The following is a 19,701-nucleotide window of genomic DNA, read 5'->3' on the forward strand; positions in this document are numbered from 1 at the left end:
TGTTGTAATTCTATCTGTTCAATCATGATTTTCGTGTAATTTTAACTCGGGGTTCTATTTGACGAATTTGAGTGTTTCCGATGTGACGAAGAGTTGTTTGAGATTCAAGATTTTCCCTTCAGTTTTAAAATCTCACCACAATAGAAAATGACAATTATTGAGTAAATTCAATGCGTGGTGATTTCATTGAATCACAGGTCACAACACATCCCCTTTTATCCAGCAAGGGCCGTTCGGAACAACAAAAAAAGCCCCGATACAACACGTATGGGGCTGGTCACATATTATGGATTGATATGTAAAGGAGATGAGTCGCCGTCACTCCCGGACTGCTGCCTGGCTACCTACCCTGAACCCATTCAGATTGCCATCTGTGTGAATCGGTTCGTTGTATGCCGCCTGACTGCAGTCACAGGAAGTTCAGGCAAACGGACTATCATACCAATCGCAGTCAATCATCGGTCATCCTAGCTTGTTCAAATGCTCGATAACTGCGTTAGATTTTTTGATTGTAGAGTAACTACTTATCTAAAAAATCCGCCTTGTTCTCAAACATTTTTCCTACGCTATTTCTGATCACTGACTGACTTTGATTGGTATAACAGGGGCTTTCGCCCCCGAGGGGAACACTAGAGTTGCGCGCCCTGCTTCACCCAGGTGCCGATGAGCTGACGCTCATCATCCGTCATCTGAGTCAGGTTACCCAGTGGCATCACTTTCGTTTGTACCGACTGAGCCACAATGCGTGGCGCATTCACTTTAATTTCTTCCGGTGTATCCAGAATCACACCGGCAGGCGCTGTGGTAAAGGCGGCGTGCGTCGGCTGAGCCGAATGACAAACCGTACAACGCGCCTGAATCACATCATTGACCTGAGCAAAACTGACGCCCTGCGCTGCTGCTGGCTGCGCTGAAGCCGTTGTGCCCTGCTCTGCCTGTGATGCCGTTGACTCAGCCTTCACTGAAGGCGTCGCAGTTTCACCCATTTTGCTTGCGTATGGGGAGGTCACAAATGCCAGCGCAATCATACCCAGCGCGGCCAGCGGCATGGTCCAGGCATACTTCTGGCTGCCATGACGGGTGTTAAAGTAATGGCGAACCAAAATACTGAACACGGCCAGACCAGCAAGAATCAGCCAGTTGTACTCCGACCCGTACGTGCTTGGAAAGTGGTTACTGATCATGATGAACAGCACCGGCAGCGTCAGGTAATTGTTGTGACGTGAGCGCAGCAGACCTTTCGCAGGCAGGACCGGATCCGGTTCGCGGTTTTCTTCAATCGCTTTCACCAGACCACGCTGAGCCGGCATAATCACGAAGAACACGTTCCCGACCATGATGGTCCCGATGATTGCACCCACGTGGATGTAAGCACCCCGGCCACTGAAAACCTGGCTCAGACCATACGCCGCGCCAACCAGTGCGAAGAACAGAATGATCCCCAGCAACATCGGTTTTTTACCGAGCGCGGAGTCACACAGCAGGCTGTAGATAATCCAACCGGCAGCCAGCGCACCGATACCCAGTGCAACCGATGCCGTTGCTCCCAGACCGGAACCCGGCGCAACCAGATAGATATCGGCATTCATGTAGTACACGACGCCCAGCAGCAGAATACCGGTAATCCAGGTAAAGTAAGCTTCCCACTTAAACCAGTGCAGGTTTTCCGGCATGCTTGGCGGGGCCAGCTTATATTTTTCGAGGTGGTAGATACCACCGCCGTGAATGGCCCATAAATCACCAGACAGGCCGGTTTTCGGGTTGACACGGTTCAGGTTGTTTTCCAACCAGACAAAGTAGAATGAGGCACCAATCCATGCGATACCTACAATCATGTGAATCCAGCGGATTACCAGATTCAGCCATTCCGTCATATGTGGATCCATAACGAACTCCTGTTATGTTATGCGTTCTTTGATTGCTCTCTGGCTTATCAAAGTACGACGGTTGATGCTTCCTGCTCTAAACTGCTCAGTGATAATTCGATACGGACATCGTCAGAAAAGTACACTTCATCGCAGTTATTGCCGGGTCCTGAACGATCGACGACTAAAAACTGGTCGTTCTCGTGCAGTGCCAGCACCGGGTGGTGCCAAACCCCTTTTCCATAATTCACGCCCTGACGTCCATTACTGTAAAACGCCTTAAGCTGAGCGGGGTCTGGTGTTTCCCCTGCCGGGGCCACCAGGATCAGGTACGGATTGCCCAGTAAAGGAATGAAAGCCTGAGAACCCAGTGGATGACGCTCCATCATCGCTATCCGCAACGGATAACTGAGTGGCTGGGCCTCGAAGATACTGATGATTGCAGCGCCACCTTCTTCTGCGACATCCACATTCGCCATCGCATGGTAACGTCGGGTCGACCCGTTATTGATCATAAAGTAGTCACTGACTTCTTTATCAATCACATCACCAAAAGGGGCAAAGGCTTCGCGTGTCAGCGGTTCAATCGTCAGTTGTCTCACGGGAGTACTCATCCTTTCTATTCCTGTTCGGGTTACATTGTCTGCAGACGGAACAAAGCGATCTTATTGATCTCTTTCAGCGCCTGCTTGAACTCAGCGTCAATTTCATGACCTAATCGCTCCTCAAACGACTCAAGGATTTGATAACGATTGGCCCCTTTCACAGCCATGATGAAGGGAAACTGAAACTTTGCTTTGTAGCTGTCGTTATAACGATTGAATTTTTCAAATTCTTCTGCGGAACACTGATCAATCCCTGCACCGGCCTGCTCAGAGGTCGAAGCTTCCGTCAGTTCACCATTTATGGCTGCACGGCCGGCTAAATCCGGGTGTGCATTGATCAGGGCCAGTTGCTCTGTTTTGCTGGCAGACAGCAAGACATCGGCCATGCGGGCATGCAGTGTGCTGATCTCATCATCAGCTTCGTTGATGCCATTGTCATACACTTTTTCCGCCACCCATGGGCTGTGCTCGTACACATCCGCAAAATGCGAAACAAAAGCTTCCCGGCTCATTTGGCTCGGCTGGCAAGACGAAAAACGTGCCATCATTAATACTCCTTCATACTTGGGTGCGGGTGATGCTCGTGCCAGTGCTTGGCAATATCAATTCTTCGGCACAGCCAGACGTTGTCGTGCTGTTGCACATAATCCAGAAAACGTCGCAGTGCAGCGATCCGGCCCGGACGGCCAATCAGACGACAGTGCAAACCCACAGACATCATTTTGGGTGCGGTCGCGCCTTCTTCATACAGGGTGTCAAAGGTGTCTTTGAGATAGTTGAAGAACTGATCGCCGGCGTTGAAGCCCTGAACTGTTGCGAAACGCATGTCGTTCACGTCCAGCGTGTAAGGGATCACCAGCTGTGGTTTTGGCCCCTCTTCATGCCAGTATGGCAGGTCGTCATCATAGGCATCGGAGTCATATAGGAAACCGCCTTCCTCTGCGACCAGACGACGTGTATTCGGCCCGGTACGGCCGGTATACCAGCCATAAGGACGCTCACCGGTCAGATGACGGATGATCTCAATCGCTTTCATCATGTGATCCCGCTCTGCGGACTCATCCATGTTCTGATAATCAATCCAGCGATACCCGTGACTGCAGATTTCATGGCCAGCATCCACAAAGGCTTTCGCCACATCCGGATGACGTTCCAGTGCCATCGCCACACCAAAAATCGTCAGCGGCACATCATATTCTTTAAACAGGCGCAGAATACGCCACACGCCTGCACGGCTGCCATATTCATAAATAGATTCCATGCTGATATGACGCTGACCCGGAAAAGGCTGTGCGGCTGGAATCTCAGACAAAAATGCTTCTGACTCGCTATCGCCGTGTAGAATGCAGCGTTCTCCACCTTCTTCATAGTTGAGAACAAAAGAGACTGCGACGCGGGCGTCATTTGGCCACCGTGGGTGCGGAGGCACAGCACCGTAGCCGATCAGATTGCGTGGATACTCATTACTCACACATGACTCCTTTAGATCCTAATTGGTCTTCTTCCTGACCATCTGATAATCAATTTATAACAGCGATTGTATACAATATCCAGAATTTTTGTAAATAAAATGTACCTAACATTTTTTGTGAACAATCAAAAAAAGTTAAATGCTTGTTATCTATAGATAGGTTTCTTTAAGATCAATATCTTAATGACATACTATACGCGACAAGGGCTTAGAACACCTAACTTCCGAGTTAACATTTCAGTTACACGGGCCTTTACTAATCGACAAAGTTGTGTACATAGTTAAATACAATGTGACGAACTGATAACGAATCACACATCGACGGCATACAATAAGTATGCAAAACGTCATCCATATTCGTACAACTAAGGAGCGCAACGCGCGAGGTTATCCATGGGAAAACTGACTACTCACGTGCTTGATACAGCCTCAGGCTTACCTGGAGCAGAAATCAAAGTTTCTCTGTACCGCCAGGAAGGCACAGATTTTGTTTTGGTGAAAACCGTTCATACCAACGCTGACGGCCGAACCGATCAGCCAATTCTGGAAGGCAATGCCCTGACATCTGGTAAATATCAGCTGATTTTTGACACAGCCGAATATTTTCGTCAGCAAGGTGTCGAGCTGGCGTCCGTGCCTTTCCTGGATGATGTGGTGATTCGGTTTGGTATCGCAGATACCGGAAGCCACTACCATGTGCCGCTGCTGGTTTCTCCGTACAGCTTCTCCACATACCGGGGCAGCTGATCCAAAACAGAACGAAAGTAGTAAAAACAAGGTTTCCGGTGCTGAGGTCAGATGCAGCATCGGAAACCAGACAAGAGAGTTTGAAGTTGTATACAAAAGTTCAGGCTAATTCGTAATCACTTCAGAAACCGTGTTGTCTCAGGCAGTCATAGTGCCAGAGGGATTTCAGTAAGTGACGGCCTGGAAGATAGAGGGAAGCCCTGAATCATATGTGCAGTTGGATAGACCAATAATTACCAGCACACAGCAATTTCAGGCACAAAAAGGAAGCGTCGTCATGAACAATACCAAAACAGAAACGCTCAGCCGTTCTGAAGCCGGCCCGGCTTCACTGATAGAGCGCCTGTTTCAACTCAAAACTCACGGATCCAATGTGAGAAACGAGATCGTCGGTGGGATAACAACCTTTGCCACCATGGCTTATATCATTTTCGTGAACCCACAAATCATGTCGGCCTCAGGCATGGATGCTGAAGCAGTCTTTGTCGCCACCTGTATTGGTGCAGCGATTGGGACACTCCTGATGGGCCTGTTCGCCAACTGGCCCGTCGGTCTGGCACCGGGCATGGGCCTGAATGCCTTTTTCGCCTTCACCGTCGTTGGGGAGATGGGGTACAGCTGGCAGGTCGCACTCGGCGCTGTCTTTATTTCCGGTATTCTGTTTGTCGCAATGAGCTTCTACAAAGTCCGCGAATGGATTATCGAAAGTATTCCTGAAAGTCTCCGATTTTCAATGACGGCCGGTGTCGGCCTGTTCCTGGGCCTGATCGGCCTGAAAACAGCGGGGATCGTCGTCGACAGTCCGGCGACACTGGTCAGCCTGGGTGATTTCACTCAGCCGCAGGCACTGCTGGCCGCCATCTGTTTCCTGATTATCGCGGTCCTGAGCGAGCGAAAAATCTTCGGTGCCGTGCTGATCGGCATGTTCAGTGTGACCTTGGTCGGCTTCCTGCTGGGCCTGGTTCAGTACAATGGGGTTGTTTCCATGCCACCAAGTCTGGCACCCACCCTGTTTGCCATGGACATCACCGGCGCTCTGAATATTTCAATGATCAGCGTGATTCTGGCTTTCCTGTTCGTCAATATGTTTGATACCGCAGGCACCCTGATGGGTGTGGCAGAACGTGCGCATCTGCGCAATAAAGAAACCGGTCGGATTGAAGGCCTGAGCAAAGCCCTGAAAGCCGACAGTATCGCCAGCGTCGCTGGTGCCTGTGTCGGCTGTCCTCCGGTCACCAGCTATGTCGAAAGCGCCGCGGGTGTGGCGGCAGGTGGCCGAACCGGTCTGTCTGCGATCGTGATTGGCCTGCTGTTTGTCGCTGCGATCTTCTTTTCGCCACTGGCAGGGATGATCCCGTCCTACGCAACCGCAGGTGCACTGATCTACGTCGCATTCGTGATGATGGGCAGTATGCAGCACGTGAAATGGAACGATTTCACCGATGCCGCTCCCGCAGCGATCACCGCACTGATGATGCCTCTGACGTTCTCAATCGCAAACGGTATCGCACTGGGCTTTATCACCTACACGGTTCTGAAAGTCGCAACCGGCCGGACCAAAGAAGTCTCCATCAGTATGTATATCCTGACGGCAATCTTTGTCGCCAAGCTGGTATACCTCTGATTCTAAAACAATAAATAGTAAAGATTTTGGTGCACACCTCTTCTGTCAACGACACAGAAGCGGGTCCCTGCACCCTTTAAAACCAAAAAGACGTTTACACAACATTAACCCTACGCAGCCAATTCATCGGATGAATTGTGGAGAAATAACGATGAAACTTCTCTATACGCTCAACCAGAGACCGCCCCACAGTATTACCCTGCTTCTGGCCATTCAGCACATGCTTGCCTCCATTGGCGGTATCGTTGCGGTGCCACTGATTGTCGGCACCTCAATCGGATTACCAACCGACGAAGTCGTCACCCTGATCAATGCCGCCCTCCTCGCCTCTGGCATTGTCACTATCGCGCAATGTCTGGGTATTGGTCCGGTGGGGATTCGCCTTCCTGTGGTCATGGGCTCAAGCTTTGGTTTTCTGGGCGTAGCCATCAATATCGGCAACGACGGCGGGGTCGGAGCCATCATGGGCGCCGCGCTGGTCGGTTCTTTTGTCGTGGTCGCTGCCAGCTTCTTCATGGATAAGATAAAGCAGCTGTTTCCAAATGTGGTCAGCGGCGTTGTCGTCACACTCATCGGCCTGACGATTCTGCCTGTAGCGATGAACTGGGTCGGCGATGCACCGAACTCCAGCGCACAGTTTGCCACCATGCCGAAACTCTTCCTGGCGTTTATTTCGCTGGCGATTGTGATTGTTGTCTCGATTTACTGCCGGGGTGCCGTTGCTGCTTCTGCCATCGTGATTGGTCTGGCTGGTGGTTATCTGGTGGCACTGTCGATGGGCATGGTCGATCTGGATCAGATTTCACGCGCCGCCTGGGTTGGCAGCCCGGCTATCATGGAATATGGCATGAGCTTCAGTCTGTCTGCGATTGTGAGCATGAGTCTGGTCTATATCGTGGTTATCGCGGAAGCAACCGGTGATTTCATGGCGCTGGCGAATAACTGTAAAGTCAAACTGTCTGGCAATGATCTGAAGCGCGGCTTACTGGGTGATGGGCTGGGCAGCACGCTGGCGTCATTTCTGACAGCGATGCCGCTGGCGTCATTCAGTCAGAACGTCGGCATTGTCGGGATTACAGGCGTTGCCAGTCGTTATGTGGTTGCAGCCACGGGCGGTCTGCTGATTCTGGGGGGCCTGTTCCCGAAACTGGCGGCCATTGCCGTTACCATTCCCAAACCGGTTCTGGGCGGTGTGGGCTTCATCATGTTCGGCATGATTGCCTATGCCGGGATTCGCATGCTGATTAAAGCCGCAGATACCAAGCGCAATGCGCTGGTGATTTGTGTCGGTCTGGCCTCGGGTCTGGCTGTGACCATTGAACCGCGCCTGATTCAGCATCTGCCGCATGACTTACAAAGCCTGTTTCACTCCGGGATCACCACAGGCACCATCATTACCGTCTTACTGAATCAGATTCTGCCTGAATCTGCCGTCAGCGATCAAACTGAGGAAACGGCTAACGAGGACGAAGCAACTGCTTCAACGGTGCAAACGTCTGAGTCAGCAGAAAAAAAGCAAACGATTGAAACCGTAAAACAATCCTGAACAGAGGGTCATCAATACTTTTATTAACCCCTGATCCGGTTTCGACCGGGTCACCCCCCATCAGACCTTCTCCTCGGAAACGGCAGAGAAGGCTAAGGACGAAAGAAATGGAAACCATTTGGCTGAAAAACCCTTTAGCCATTTACACAGGCTCAACTACGGCACAGGATGCCCGCGGCGGCGTGGTCATTCAGGGAACTCAAGTGATTGAGCTGGTTCCGCTTGGTGCACAACCCAGCCGAACCCCGGATCAGGTGATCGATGCCAGCGAGCATGTCATCACTCCGGGGCTGGTTAATGCGCACCATCACTTCTATCAAACCCTCACCCGGGCCTATCCGAATGCACTGAATAAAGAACTTTTCCATTGGCTCAAAACGCTGTATCCAGTCTGGGCTGGCCTGGACGAAGAAATGATGCAGGTGGCCACAGAACTGGCTTTAGTCGAGCTGATGATGTCCGGCTGTACTACGGCGTCGGATCACCACTATCTGATTCCGACCGGTCTGGAGCACGCCATCGATCTTCAGGTCGAAACCGCTCAGAAACTGGGGATCCGCGCTATCTTTACCCGTGGCTCGATGAGTCTGGGCGAAGATGAAGGCGGCCTGCCGCCGCGTCATACAATCCAGAAAGAAGAGACAATTCTGGATGACAGCATGCGTCTGATTCGTCAGTACCACCAGCGAGGCGACGGGGCGATGACCCAGATTGCTCTGGCCCCCTGTTCTCCTTTCTCGGTCACCACAGATCTGATGAAAGAAACGGCACGACTTGCTGAACGGGAAAACGTCATGGTGCACACCCACCTGTGTGAAACCATCGATGAAGAAAACTTCTGTCTGGAGCGTTTCGGCCTTCGCCCGGTCGACTACCTGGAAGAAACCGGCTGGCTGAATCACCGTACCTGGCTGGCCCATGGAATTCACTTCAATGACGAAGAGATCCGCCGTTTAGGTCAGGCTGAAGTCGGGATTTGTCACTGCCCGTCATCCAACATGATGCTGGCTTCCGGTATTTGCCGGAATAAAGAACTTGAAGCCGCAGGCGTCAAAGTCGGTCTGGGGGTCGATGGTTCCGCCTCGAACGATGGCTCGAATCTGGTGAATGAAGTCCGGATGGGACTGTACATCCAGCGACTGCGCTACGGTTCGGCTGAAGTCACCCATTTTGATGCGTTGCGCTGGGCCACATCCGGTTCGGCACGCGCCATGGGACGTGAAGATTTCGGTACGCTGGCGGTGGGTAAACAGGCAGATATTGCGATGTTCCGACTGGACGACATCCGCTTCTCCGGCGCACACGACCCGCTGGCAGCGCTGGTGCTGTGTGGTGCCCATCAGGCGGATCGGGTCATGGTTGCGGGCCAGTGGCGGGTGCATGATGGCCACGTCATCGGTGTCGATTTACCTGCTTTACTGAGCCGGCATCAGGCCGCAGCGAAACGACTGGTCGCACGGTTCCAGCAACGCCGCTGAGTGCGCTTCGCAGCAGCCATGTAAAACAAATCACGCTCTGTTCAGAACAATCCAAGCGCTTTCGTCTTCATTCCTCAGGGGCGAAAGCGCTTTTTTCGCGGCCTTATACCAATCAAAGTAAGTCAATGATCAGAAATAGCGCCGGAAAAATGTTTGAGAACAAGGCGGATTTTTTAGATAAGTAGTTATTCTACAATCAAAAAATCTAACGAAGTTATCGAATATTTTAGCAAGCTAGGATGACCAGTTATTTACTGCGATTGGTATTAAGCCGTTTGAATCTTGCAGCCCTGAATCACGAGCTGGGTCAGAAACTCAGCCGCATTGGCAAAATCCTGATCATCCAGCGCTTCTTTCTCGAGCACATTGCAAATCTGCCAGCTGAAATCAGCATAAGTCTGTGTGGATGCCCAGATGGTAAACATCAGATGTTGCGGTGAAACCCGCGCCATCACACCTTTTTCAATCCAGCGTTCCAGCTTGCTGATGATCATCCGGGACTGTGCCAGCAGTTCTTCGCGGATATCTTCCGGCAGGTAAGGCGCGCCAGACATGACTTCATTGGCAAACACTTTTGAGGCAAACGGATGATCGCGGGATATCCGAAGTTTGGTATGAATGTACGACGTGAGGGCTTGTGCCGGATCGTCCAGATCCTCAATTGGTTTTGAGGCTTCCAGCAATGGCTCCGTCACGCTTTCCAGTACCGCACGATACAGGTTTTCTTTGGTTTTGAAGTAGTAATACACATTCGGCTTGGGTACGTCCGCCAGTTTTGCAATATCCGCCACTTTGGTTGCGGCAAATCCCTGCTCGGCAAACAAACGCCCGGCATATTTAATGATCACTTCCTGATTTTTTTCTCGAATACGCGACATAACCTGACTTCATCCTCCAACCGATGGAACGCCTCATACTAGACGAACTGACCCGCGAATCAAAGTCTGTCGCCCCTATTTACCTGATATCCAGCGTCATTTTAATTTTCCGGAAAAAATGCACATTTTTCGCATCCGAATCCTCTGCCCGCACGTTTCTAAAGGGACGAACAACAACAGATAAGGGTTCATCATGTATCACAAGCTCGTTGTCAGTGTCCTTGCCTTGAGTATTTCAAGTATTGTTTCTGCATCCAGCCACCGGGAAGCACCAAACATTACCCGTTTGCCCACACTGGACTCTACAGACTTCTATGCATTTAACAGTTATGAATCTGGCCGTGAAGCGTATGTCACCCTGATTGCTAACTACATCCCTCTGCAAGATGCCTACGGTGGTCCAAACTATTTCGCGATGGATCCCGCTGCGGTCTACAGTATTCACATCGATAACGATGGCGATGCCGTTGAAGATCTGACGTTCCAGTTCCGTTTTACCAACGCTTTGCCCAACAATAATCAGGGGGTCATGCTCAACATCGGCGACAGCGGTCAAACACAGTCAGTTGCTGTACCGCTAAAAGTCGTCGGGGGCATCAGCGCTGCCGATCAGAGTGCTGCGAATTTCAGTGAATCCTACACACTGAGTCTGGTGAAAGGTCAGCAGCGTTTTGGCAACGCAAGCAAACTCAATAACTTGTCGACCGGACAAAACACCTTCCATAAGCCCTTGGATTTCATCGGCACGAAAACCTTTGGCAGTGAAGGCGAATACGTCAATTATGCCAATCTGTTCGTGTATGAATTTGGCATACCAGGTTGTTCCGGTGCGGGGAAAGTGTTTGCCGGTCAGCGCAAAGATCCCTTTGTTGTCAATCTGGGTAAAACCTTTGATTTAGTGAATTATGTGCCAGTTGAAGGGGACAGTGCTCCCGGCGCTAACGACGGTGGCGGTTTTCCAGGTGGTATCACACAGTCTCAGTCGAATGATGATTTAAGATTCAAAAATGTCACCGAACTGGCCATCGAAGTGCCCAAGTCCTGCATTACAGGCAGTGGGAATGGCACTATTGGGGCATGGACCACGGCAAGCCTGCCGCAGGCCCGGATACTGAATCCGAACGCTACATTCAGCCGGCCAGAAATTAACGGGGGGGCACTTACGCAAGTTTCCCGCTTAGGAAACCCGCTGGTGAATGAACTGGTCATCGGTCTGAAAGATAAAGATACTTTCTCCGCTTCACAGCCTCGGAATGACGGTCAGTTTGCGACCTATGTGACCCACCCCAGCTTACCTGAACTGCTGAATATACTGTTCAAAGATGCTGTCAATGCCACTCTGGGGACAAGCTTAACGACGCTGGCACCAACCAACTTCCCCCGAAATGATCTGGTCACCGCTTTTCTGACCGGTTTTCCGGGCGTGAATCAGCTCAAAACGGTCACGCCATCTGAAATGCTTCGCCTGAATACAGGCATCCCAGCCAAACCCGTGGCGGAACAATCTCCATTCGGCGTGGCCGGTGATGATCTGGCGGGCTTCCCAAATGGCCGCCGCCCCGGGGATGACGTGGTTGATATTGCCCTGCGAGTTGTGATGGGCCGCCTGTGTTACCCCATTCCGGTGAATGGTGAAGAAACCGAACTGGGCCTGTGCGAACCCTCAGATGCCAGTGTCGGCAATGTTCCCTTCACTGATGGTGCACCCGTGAATGCCACACTGATGGACGACAGCTTCCCTTATCTGGCACCACCCCTGCCCGGCTCTGGTGTTGACACAGGTGCAGAATGAGGAGTAAAGCCATGAAGTATTTGATCTCTCTCATCCTACTGTGTATTGCCACAGCATTGACAGGATGTAACGGCAGTTCCGATGATGGCGCAGGTACAGAGAATTCCGCGCCGAATGCGACCCCTTTTTCAGGGGTCACTCAGACCGAAACACCGTTATCCGGCAACCTGAAAGCTGAAGATCCTGACGGAGATGTACTGACCTTCTCACTGGTCAGCGCCCCCGTGCAGGGCTCGGTTCAGATCCAGCCTGACGGCCAGTTTACTTACACCCCCATCACTGGGTTTACCGGGAATGATCAGTTCACCTTCAGCGTTTCAGACGGCAAAAGTCCGCCTGTCAGCGCCGTGGTCTCCATCACAATCGAAGTACTGCAACTGAGTTTCTCGTCATTCAGTCGTGAGGTTTTTGCCGCTTCAGAAAACAGCGAGCCCAAAAGCCTGCGGGGGCGTCAGGTCAGCAACGATATCAGTCAGCCTGACTTTTATGATGATTTGCTGACGGAATAAAGTGTGCGTGTTCGGTCTGCATTTCAGACCGCTTCGTGTTCGATCGGCCAGGGAAGGCCTCTTTTTTGGAGATTTCAGATGAAACTGAACGCAGCTGTTTACCTGATCATGACAGGACTGGCTTTCGCTCACGCCAGTGCTTCAGCGAAGCCCGGCATTCCTGAAGATCCACAAGCGCCGATTATTGCACTGAACCCGCAAGACATGCAGGCACCATCGGCAACACCCGCTACACTGGATCGTATTGAAGCGTTGATGATGCAAGCAAAATTCATTGACGCTTCGCCAGAAACCGTTCAGACGGCCTTGCAACAACTCCAACCTTACCTGACGGGCGCAGCTTCTGCCAAGGCACTGTCCCTGCTCGCAAGAGTTCAACAGCATCAGCACCAGTTTGCCGATGCCGAAAAAACCTTACAAAAAGCACTGAAACAATCACCCGATGACAGCTCCGCACGACTCTTACTGGCCAGTGTGATGACCATTCAGGGCAAGTTCGATGCTGCTAAACAACAATGCCTGATGCTCATTGATCAGGCTCCCATGCTCATCACCTCTGCCTGTAGCCTGAATGCCAGTTTTCATCAGCTAAAACACCCGGACCAACAAACAGCTGTCTATACTCAGTTGGCTTCGCTCTCCGAGCGATTCGCGGTGGCAGATGAAACCTCTGCCGCTTGGGTCATGGAGATGCTGGCGGCCATGGCACTGGATCTGAATCTCCCTCAGGCAGCCATACAACATTTGGCGCTGCCTGTCAGCCCTGACCGGACCATCAGCTATCTGACAATTTGGGCCAAAGCCAAGCTGGCCGCTGGCGAGCCAGATAGGGTCCTCAGCACACTAGGCAATTTGGTTCAGTCTTCGGCCTTACCGGATGACGCACTATTGCTTGAACTGGCACGGGCCGAAAAACGCAAACACGCCCGAAGCACCTGGCACCAGCAAGTTGAAGCACGAGTTCAATTACGGGAGCAACGGCAAGATATCTCCCACGCAGCCTTCCTTGCGTACTATTACCTGGAAATCAGCCCTGTACCAGGCAAAGCCCTGTACTGGGCAAAAGTGAACTGGCAAACCAATCGGCTACAGACCGATCAGCAACTTTTGAGTCTGGCTGAGCAAGCGATGGCCGTTCAGTCATAGGTCAGTGTCATCACCCGAAAAGGACAAGCCATGATATCCCACATCAAAAATTTGATACTGATGCTGTGCTCAATCTTGCTAATCAGCAGTTTCGCACAGGCACATCAGTTAAGTACGTCTTATCTGACCCTTCAGCAAGACGGAAAAAACTTCACCGGCAACTGGCAGGTCCAACTCACCGATATGGCCAGACTGCTGGCAGCGGACGGGGTTTCGCTGGATCAGAACGCCGATCAACAATTAAGCTGGCGCGAAATTTCAAACCATGAAGAAACAATTTCAAGCGCCTTACTTGCGCAACTCAAGTTCAGTCAGGAGAACGGGTCTTGTTCACCGACTCAAACGGGTGGATTTCAACTGGATTCTCACGCTAACCTGCCCTATTTATGGCTGCCAGTCCGGGTCAGCTGCCCGCATTCAGGTCAGGTCAGCCTTCAGTATCAGGGAACTTTTTTTGAACTCAGTCAAAGCCATAAACTCATCGCCAACATCATGCTGTCCGATGCAACACTTAACCGGATTCTGGACGTTAGGCAGCCGACACTCCTGCTTTCTACAGGCAGTGCTTCCAGTCTGGAAACGGCGAAAGAATATCTTTTCCAGGGCATCGTCCACATTCTGATTGGCACCGATCACATCCTGTTTCTGCTTGCCCTGCTGCTCACCTGCGTGCTGTACCGTGATCAGGGGCGCTGGAAAGGCATCCAGAGCCCAAAATCAATTTTCATCAACACCACATGGATCATCACGGCATTTACGCTGGCCCATTCCATCACACTGACTGCAACTGCTCTGGATTTATTGCCGGGGAACCGATGGGTCGAATTGATGATCGCCATCTCAGTGCTGTTTGCTGCAATGAATAATATCTTCCCGCTGGTCTCGCGGCTCGGCTGGATTACCTTTGGTTTTGGCCTGTTACATGGGATGGGTTTTGCTTCCGTGCTGGGCGATTTGGGCTTACCTGCCCGCCATACCATTCTGGCCATCGTTTCATTCAACCTGGGTGTTGAAGTCGGACAGCTTGCGATTTTACTGATCGCCCTGCCCGGACTGATCTGGCTGCGGCATACCTGGAGTTACCAGCGCTGGATCATGCCAGTGAGTTCGGCCTTCATCGCAATAATGGCGATTCGATGGTCGCTGGAGCGGCTGTAACAACAAAAGATGCCAAACAGACTGAATACTTTTGGCGTAACCCGGTTCAACTGCTAGCTTTAGAAACAGCATGAAAATTCAGGCTGTTATCAGCCAGCAAGCAGGAAAGACCATGGAGAAGGATGTTCATCTGAAGTTGATCAGCGCAACCGCTCTGGGCGACAGAAAAGCGTTTGCCGCATTGTATCAGCAGACCAGCGGCAAACTGCTGGCTATCTGTATCAACATGCTTGGCAACCGCGCACTCGCGGAAGAGGCCATTCAGGACGCTTACGTGAAAATCTGGCACAACGCAGCTGAATACCAGCGCCACAAAGGAACAGTGCTGACCTGGATGATCAGCATTGCCCGGTATCGCGCACTTGATATATTGCGTTACCAGAAAGTTCGCAAAGAAGAACCCATGCTCAATGAGGCAGAGGGGAATGCCATCGATCTGGAGACACTCGCTGATACCGGCTCGGTCCATCAGCTCAATCGGTGTATCGGCGAATTACCCCAGGAACAGCAACAAGCGATCCATCTGGCTTATTTTAACGGGTACAGCCATCAGGAAGCCGTTCATTATCTGGACAAACCGCTTGGGACCATCAAAAGCTGGATTCGCCGGGGCCTTCAACAGTTGCAAAGGTGTCTGACACGATGAGATATGACAACCAGACATTAATCGATATGCTTGCCGCCGAGTATGTGCTGGGTACCCTGCGTGGCCCCGCCAGAAAACGGTTTCAGTCGCTGATGATGGGCTCCGGCCGGATTCGCGAGGCCACCTGGCAATGGGAAAATCACCTCAACGATATCCAGCATCAGATTCCTGCGATTCAACCCGATGAAGCGGTCTGGACAAAGATTTGCAACCGCTTAGGCTTTGATGACCCCCCAGCTTCCCAGCCCGAACATAACCGCCGGGGCCTTTCATGGCTGTGGCCTGCGCTGGCTTCTGTCGCGACGGCGGCCTCCCTTGTGCTGGCAGTTTTCCTGTGGCGGGAACAAGCCGTCCAATTCCCTGCCGCCTCGCCAACAGAGCATCTCGCGGTCATCAAAGGGACAGACACGGCTTCCTACTGGCTGGTAGAAGTCCATTCCGATGCGATCTCCGTCCGAGCAGGTTCAGCATTTCAGGGAGCAGCCAACCGGGATTATGAGCTATGGGTGGTCGCCAATCATGAACCCAATCCGATCTCACTGGGTTTGTTACCCAAACAAGGCGACATGACGCTGGCAAAAGATGCCCGGTTTGACCAGCTTGACATCAAAATGCTGGCGGTCAGTGAAGAGCCGCTCGGTGGCTCGCCGACAGGGCTGCCAACCAAGGTACTTTACACGGCTGATTTAGTGCAGTTCTGATGCCAGCACACCACTGGTGACAACGTCACAACGTGATCTTCAGCCAGAATCAGGCATCTGCTTTTCTGCCCCCGCATTCAGGGGCAGATGCAAGATTCAGGCGTTGTCTGCCCGTAATCCGTTCAAAAAGACGCGGAGTGTTTCAGATGCTTCCGCATGTGCTTGCGCTGGTGTTTTACTGCGAGCAATCCAGAGTGCAGCATCGGTGAGCGCCCCGTTCATCATGCGTGCCAGCACGATGGGGGAAGCCTGCGCGATCACTTTTTCATCCATCAGTGCTTTCAGCAGTTTCGACAATGCCGCAATACAGTTGAGCTGCACCGCTTGCACAACTTCGCTATCCAGTACTGAAGCTGCATCGCGCAGTATGATCCGCTGAATATCCGCTTCTGTGGCCATACTCAGAAACGCCTGGCATCTGCCTGTCAGTGCAGACCACACATCCGGCGCATCGCGCTCAGCTTGCTGAAGCCGCTGATCCATTTCCTGATCCACCTGCTGATAAACCGCCAGAAACAAACCTTTCTTGCTGCCGAAATGATGATACAGTGCCCCGCGGGTTAATCCGGCTTCACCGGTCAGTTCATCCATCACGGCACCTGCAAACCCGACCGTACCGAATTGCTTTCGGGCCATGCGAATCAATTTGAGCCGGGTCTCCGCCATCATTTCATTACGTGTTTGGCGTGCCATGCCTGCCTCTTCTTTTATTCATTCTGTTGCATTTTATAATTGACATACATGGCGTATGTCAATTAAATTCACATACGCCGCGTATGCAAACGTTGCATATCAGGCCCGACAATATTTGATTTCACTCAATGGAGAAAACCATGGCGAACCCTTACAAGGAATTATTCAGCGCGCCTGGCACGCTGGCCTTTTCGCTGTCCGGACTCATCGCACGGATGCCAACGTCCATGACAGGCATCGGCATCATTACCATGCTGTCTCAACTTTCCGGGTCATACTGGCTGGCTGGTGCGGTCGCAGCGACTTTTACCTTCACCATGGCGCTTGTGGCACCGCAGATCTCCCGTGCAGTGGATCGCTTGGGCCAGCACCGTGTCTTGCCTTACGCGGCAGGCGTCAGTGTCATCGCACTCCTGCTCCTGCTGTTGTGTATTCGCAATGAAGCCCCCGTCTGGACCTATTTCCTGTTCGCTGCGCTGGCCGGATTGATGCCCAGCATGCCAGCCATGATCCGGGCTCGCTGGACTGCGATCTATAAAGGCAATGAGAAACTCCACACCGCCTATTCCTTCGAATCTGTGATGGATGAGCTGTGTTTTATTATCGGACCGCCACTGGCCGTCGGCCTGTGTGTTGCCGTCGCACCTGAAGCCGGGCCATTCGCCGCAGCCATTCTGCTGGGTGTTGGTGTCACCTTATTCGCCAGACAAACCCATACGGAGCCCCCGATTGAAGTGGAAACCACCACCCACAGTGGATCGGCACTTCAGGCGCTTTCGATGAAAATGCTGATGCTGGCATTACTGGCCCTGGGCACCATTGTGGGTACCATTGATGTCATCAGTGTGGCCTTTGCCGAGCAGCAAGATAATCCGGTCGCCGCCAGTTATGTCCTGTCGGCCTATGCTGCTGGCTCGTGTTTATCCGGGTTATTCTTCGGGACACTCAAACTCAAGATGCCGCTGGAAAAACAATTACTCATTGCCTCATTCGCGACGGCCCTGACCACGTTACCGCTGTTGCTGGTGACGGGAACGACAACACTGGCGATGTCTGTCTTTGTCGCAGGCGTCTTCTTTGCGCCCACAATGATCATCACCATGGGGTTGGTTGAAACCATCGTCCCGGCTCGTCAGTTAACGGAAGGCTTTACCTGGATGATCACTGGGTTAGGGATTGGGATTGCTGCCGGGGCAGCCATTGTTGGCTGGGTCATTGACACGTTTGGGATTCAGGCTGGATTTGCTATCACCATCGCTGCTGGTGGTGCCGTCTTCCTGATCGCTTTGCTGTGCTTCCGGCTCTTACAACGCAAGCCGAGCCAGGTGCCAGCCTCAGCCTAAGGCAACTTGCTGAACAACAGACAGGCGCGCTGATAAAGCGCCTGTCTGCTCAAATGGCCCAGTTCGGACAACCACTCAGATAATCTCGAAATACCGGCTCAATTCCCAGTCTGTGACATGTTTGCGGAACTCGCGCTCTTCCCACTCTCGAGTGGCCGCATAATGGGCAACAAAGGGCTCGCCAAACATCGTCTTTGCAGCATCCGATGCTTTCAAGCGTTGCGCCGCTTCCCAGAGTGTCGCCGGTAACGCCAGTGCCTCAGGTTGCGGCTGATCATATGCATTCCCTTCAACGGCTGCCATCGGCTCCCATTGATTCATCACACCGTACAGACCCGATGCAATGGCCGCCGCCAGTGCCAGATAAGGATGCGCATCCGCCGCACCCAGCCGGTATTCAATGCGCTGTGTTTTTTCCGATCCAGGAATGACACGCAGTGCGGTCGTGCGGTTTTCAACCCCCCAGGTCGCATGCGTTGGTGCCCAGAAACCCGGAACCATACGCGTATAACTGTTGATGGTGGGCGCCAGCAAACACAGAAACTCCGGCATCAGGCGTTGCTGCCCGGCCAGAAACTGGCGTTGTATCAGGCTCATTCCCTGTTCAGCATTGGCATCATAAAAGGCTGACTGACCACTTTTGTGATGCAGTGACACATGCATATGCCCGCTCTGGCCAGGATAATCCATGGACCATTTCGCCATGAATGTCGCCAGTAATCCCCGCCGTTGTGCCAGCACTTTCATGAAGGTTTTAAACAATGCTGCTTTATCGGCAGCCGATTCTGCCTCATCCACAGCAATCGCTGCTTCAATCACGCCGGGGCCGGTTTCGGTGTGAATGCCTTCGATGGGAAAATCCATGGTTTCCGCCATTGACAGAATGTCGTGATACAGCTCATTGGCAACTGAGTTTCGGATCATGGAGTACCCAAACCAGTCGGGTGTGAACGGCTGCAGATTTCGAAACCCTTTCTCCCGTGCGGTTTGCGGGGTTTCCTGAAACAGGAAGAATTCATACTCCAATGCCGCATGGACCACAAATCCAAGCGAATCGGCTTTTTCGAGTACTTTTCTCAATATGCCCCGCGAGCAGACAGATTCGGCCTGACCGGCAAATTCTGCGATAAAAAGCAGCATGCCCGGTTCATCGACAACCTCCCGGCAAGTGTGCGGTAAAATGCGGACCGGTGCGTCCGGATAGGCTGTGTGCCACCCCGTATATGTGGTGTTGTCATACAGCTGATCTTTGGCATCCCAGCCCAGCACAACATCGCAGAACGAAAAGCCTTTTTCCAGAGACGCAAAGAATTTGGCTTTCGACATATATTTGCCGCGCATGATGCCATCGTTATCAAACAGCCCGACTTTGATATGCGTCAGTTTCCGTTCATCCACAATCGCCATCGCATCTGCGACGGTTTTCACCGCTCGTGCATCCATCTCAACCTCACTTATCCGGCACCGCCTTTCTTAAGCTTAGCTATGATTTTGCAAGA

18 protein-coding genes are annotated in these 19,701 nt (G+C 52.1%); 11 read left to right on the plus strand and 7 right to left on the minus strand.

Going from position 1 to position 19,701, the window contains the following annotated elements:
• Positions 1 to 629: 629 nt before the first annotated feature.
• From Q4579_RS05060 to puuE, 4 genes are read right to left on the minus strand one after another with little or no spacing between them, the layout of a single operon-like run.
• Positions 630 to 1,886 (minus strand): urate hydroxylase PuuD, encoded by a 1,257-nt coding sequence (locus tag Q4579_RS05060; RefSeq protein WP_303562201.1) that lies wholly within the window; start codon positions 1,884 to 1,886, stop codon positions 630 to 632.
• A gap of 47 nt (positions 1,887 to 1,933) precedes the next feature.
• Positions 1,934 to 2,479 carry an ureidoglycolate lyase gene (locus Q4579_RS05065; protein WP_303562202.1) on the minus strand — a complete coding sequence of 182 codons (546 nt, stop codon included), beginning with the start codon at positions 2,477 to 2,479 and terminating at the stop codon, positions 1,934 to 1,936.
• Between the two features lie 20 nt (positions 2,480 to 2,499).
• Positions 2,500 to 3,015, minus strand: coding sequence for a 2-oxo-4-hydroxy-4-carboxy-5-ureidoimidazoline decarboxylase (gene uraD / locus Q4579_RS05070; protein WP_303562203.1), 516 nt, complete (start codon positions 3,013 to 3,015; stop codon positions 2,500 to 2,502).
• A gap of 2 nt (positions 3,016 to 3,017) precedes the next feature.
• Positions 3,018 to 3,941 (minus strand): allantoinase PuuE, encoded by a 924-nt coding sequence (gene puuE, locus Q4579_RS05075; protein ID WP_303562204.1) that lies wholly within the window; start codon positions 3,939 to 3,941, stop codon positions 3,018 to 3,020.
• A 393-nt stretch (positions 3,942 to 4,334) separates the two neighbouring features.
• Between puuE and uraH the strand changes: the two genes are divergently transcribed.
• The 4 genes from uraH (at position 4,335) to Q4579_RS05095 (ending at position 9,336) form a co-directional block, all read left to right on the plus strand.
• On the plus strand, positions 4,335 to 4,688 hold the full coding sequence (gene uraH / locus Q4579_RS05080) for a hydroxyisourate hydrolase (protein ID WP_211647893.1): 354 nt from the start codon (positions 4,335 to 4,337) through the stop codon (positions 4,686 to 4,688).
• Between the two features lie 277 nt (positions 4,689 to 4,965).
• Positions 4,966 to 6,312 carry an NCS2 family permease gene (locus Q4579_RS05085; protein WP_303562206.1) on the plus strand — a complete coding sequence of 449 codons (1,347 nt, stop codon included), beginning with the start codon at positions 4,966 to 4,968 and terminating at the stop codon, positions 6,310 to 6,312.
• A gap of 151 nt (positions 6,313 to 6,463) precedes the next feature.
• A complete protein-coding gene (locus tag Q4579_RS05090; protein ID WP_303562208.1) occupies positions 6,464 to 7,858 on the plus strand; it encodes a nucleobase:cation symporter-2 family protein in 1,395 nt (464 codons plus the stop codon).
• A gap of 107 nt (positions 7,859 to 7,965) precedes the next feature.
• On the plus strand, positions 7,966 to 9,336 hold the full coding sequence (locus Q4579_RS05095) for an 8-oxoguanine deaminase (RefSeq protein WP_303562209.1): 1,371 nt from the start codon (positions 7,966 to 7,968) through the stop codon (positions 9,334 to 9,336).
• 266 nt (positions 9,337 to 9,602) lie between these two features.
• On the opposite strand, the gene Q4579_RS05100 is transcribed toward Q4579_RS05095, so the two are convergent.
• The gene (locus tag Q4579_RS05100) at positions 9,603 to 10,214 is read right to left on the minus strand and encodes a TetR/AcrR family transcriptional regulator (protein ID WP_303562210.1); all 612 of its coding nucleotides are present in this window, start codon (positions 10,212 to 10,214) and stop codon (positions 9,603 to 9,605) included.
• Positions 10,215 to 10,407: 193 nt separating this feature from the next.
• Between Q4579_RS05100 and Q4579_RS05105 the strand changes: the two genes are divergently transcribed.
• The 6 genes from Q4579_RS05105 to Q4579_RS05130 all read left to right on the plus strand — a co-directional run bounded on the left by Q4579_RS05105 (position 10,408) and on the right by Q4579_RS05130 (position 16,166).
• On the plus strand, positions 10,408 to 12,006 hold the full coding sequence (locus tag Q4579_RS05105; RefSeq protein WP_303562211.1) for a DUF4331 domain-containing protein: 1,599 nt from the start codon (positions 10,408 to 10,410) through the stop codon (positions 12,004 to 12,006).
• 11 nt (positions 12,007 to 12,017) lie between these two features.
• Complete coding sequence (locus tag Q4579_RS05110) at positions 12,018 to 12,515, plus strand: cadherin-like domain-containing protein (protein ID WP_303562212.1); 498 nt, start codon at positions 12,018 to 12,020, stop codon at positions 12,513 to 12,515.
• Between the two features lie 78 nt (positions 12,516 to 12,593).
• Positions 12,594 to 13,661, plus strand: a complete 1,068-nt coding sequence (locus Q4579_RS05115) for a tetratricopeptide repeat protein (protein ID WP_303562214.1) — start codon at positions 12,594 to 12,596, stop codon at positions 13,659 to 13,661.
• Between the two features lie 75 nt (positions 13,662 to 13,736).
• Positions 13,737 to 14,819 (plus strand): HupE/UreJ family protein, encoded by a 1,083-nt coding sequence (locus Q4579_RS05120; RefSeq protein WP_303562215.1) that lies wholly within the window; start codon positions 13,737 to 13,739, stop codon positions 14,817 to 14,819.
• Positions 14,820 to 14,931: 112 nt separating this feature from the next.
• Positions 14,932 to 15,465, plus strand: coding sequence for a sigma-70 family RNA polymerase sigma factor (locus tag Q4579_RS05125; protein ID WP_303562217.1), 534 nt, complete (start codon positions 14,932 to 14,934; stop codon positions 15,463 to 15,465).
• Positions 15,462 to 16,166, plus strand: coding sequence for an anti-sigma factor (locus Q4579_RS05130; protein WP_303562219.1), 705 nt, complete (start codon positions 15,462 to 15,464; stop codon positions 16,164 to 16,166). Before Q4579_RS05125 ends, Q4579_RS05130 begins: the two co-directional genes overlap by 4 nt.
• A gap of 96 nt (positions 16,167 to 16,262) precedes the next feature.
• Here the strand turns inward: Q4579_RS05130 and Q4579_RS05135 are convergent, their stop codons facing one another.
• Complete coding sequence (locus Q4579_RS05135; RefSeq protein ID WP_303562221.1) at positions 16,263 to 16,859, minus strand: TetR/AcrR family transcriptional regulator; 597 nt, start codon at positions 16,857 to 16,859, stop codon at positions 16,263 to 16,265.
• Positions 16,860 to 16,999: 140 nt separating this feature from the next.
• Here Q4579_RS05135 and Q4579_RS05140 point away from each other — a divergent pair, with 140 nt between their 5' ends.
• Entirely contained in the window at positions 17,000 to 18,202 is a 1,203-nt protein-coding gene (locus tag Q4579_RS05140) for an MFS transporter (protein WP_303562222.1), read from the plus strand.
• A gap of 75 nt (positions 18,203 to 18,277) precedes the next feature.
• Here Q4579_RS05140 and Q4579_RS05145 read toward each other — a convergent pair whose 3' ends face one another.
• The gene (locus Q4579_RS05145; RefSeq protein WP_303562224.1) at positions 18,278 to 19,645 is read right to left on the minus strand and encodes a glutamine synthetase family protein; all 1,368 of its coding nucleotides are present in this window, start codon (positions 19,643 to 19,645) and stop codon (positions 18,278 to 18,280) included.
• Positions 19,646 to 19,701: the final 56 nt, after the last annotated feature.

The sequence above is a fragment of the Photobacterium sp. 1_MG-2023 genome (genome assembly GCF_030547945.1).
In the GTDB taxonomy this organism is placed as follows: domain Bacteria; phylum Pseudomonadota; class Gammaproteobacteria; order Enterobacterales; family Vibrionaceae; genus Photobacterium.

Bases quoted from the DNA above. Each gene is read 5' to 3' on its own strand.
- uraH (WP_211647893.1), top strand. From the start codon at position 4,335: ATGGGAAAACTGACTACTCACGTGCTTGATACAGCCTCAGGCTTACCT.
- Q4579_RS05135 (WP_303562221.1), bottom strand. From the start codon at position 16,859: ATGGCACGCCAAACACGTAATGAAATGATGGCGGAGACCCGGCTCAAA.
- Q4579_RS05085 (WP_303562206.1), top strand. From the start codon at position 4,966: ATGAACAATACCAAAACAGAAACGCTCAGCCGTTCTGAAGCCGGCCCG.
- Q4579_RS05100 (WP_303562210.1), bottom strand. From the start codon at position 10,214: ATGTCGCGTATTCGAGAAAAAAATCAGGAAGTGATCATTAAATATGCC.
- Q4579_RS05140 (WP_303562222.1), top strand. From the start codon at position 17,000: ATGGCGAACCCTTACAAGGAATTATTCAGCGCGCCTGGCACGCTGGCC.
- Q4579_RS05095 (WP_303562209.1), top strand. From the start codon at position 7,966: ATGGAAACCATTTGGCTGAAAAACCCTTTAGCCATTTACACAGGCTCA.
- Q4579_RS05090 (WP_303562208.1), top strand. From the start codon at position 6,464: ATGAAACTTCTCTATACGCTCAACCAGAGACCGCCCCACAGTATTACC.
- Q4579_RS05065 (WP_303562202.1), bottom strand. From the start codon at position 2,479: ATGAGTACTCCCGTGAGACAACTGACGATTGAACCGCTGACACGCGAA.
- Q4579_RS05130 (WP_303562219.1), top strand. From the start codon at position 15,462: ATGAGATATGACAACCAGACATTAATCGATATGCTTGCCGCCGAGTAT.
- Q4579_RS05105 (WP_303562211.1), top strand. From the start codon at position 10,408: ATGTATCACAAGCTCGTTGTCAGTGTCCTTGCCTTGAGTATTTCAAGT.
- Q4579_RS05060 (WP_303562201.1), bottom strand. From the start codon at position 1,886: ATGGATCCACATATGACGGAATGGCTGAATCTGGTAATCCGCTGGATT.
- Q4579_RS05110 (WP_303562212.1), top strand. From the start codon at position 12,018: ATGAAGTATTTGATCTCTCTCATCCTACTGTGTATTGCCACAGCATTG.
- Q4579_RS05115 (WP_303562214.1), top strand. From the start codon at position 12,594: ATGAAACTGAACGCAGCTGTTTACCTGATCATGACAGGACTGGCTTTC.
- Q4579_RS05125 (WP_303562217.1), top strand. From the start codon at position 14,932: ATGGAGAAGGATGTTCATCTGAAGTTGATCAGCGCAACCGCTCTGGGC.
- uraD (WP_303562203.1), bottom strand. From the start codon at position 3,015: ATGGCACGTTTTTCGTCTTGCCAGCCGAGCCAAATGAGCCGGGAAGCT.
- Q4579_RS05145 (WP_303562224.1), bottom strand. From the start codon at position 19,645: ATGGATGCACGAGCGGTGAAAACCGTCGCAGATGCGATGGCGATTGTG.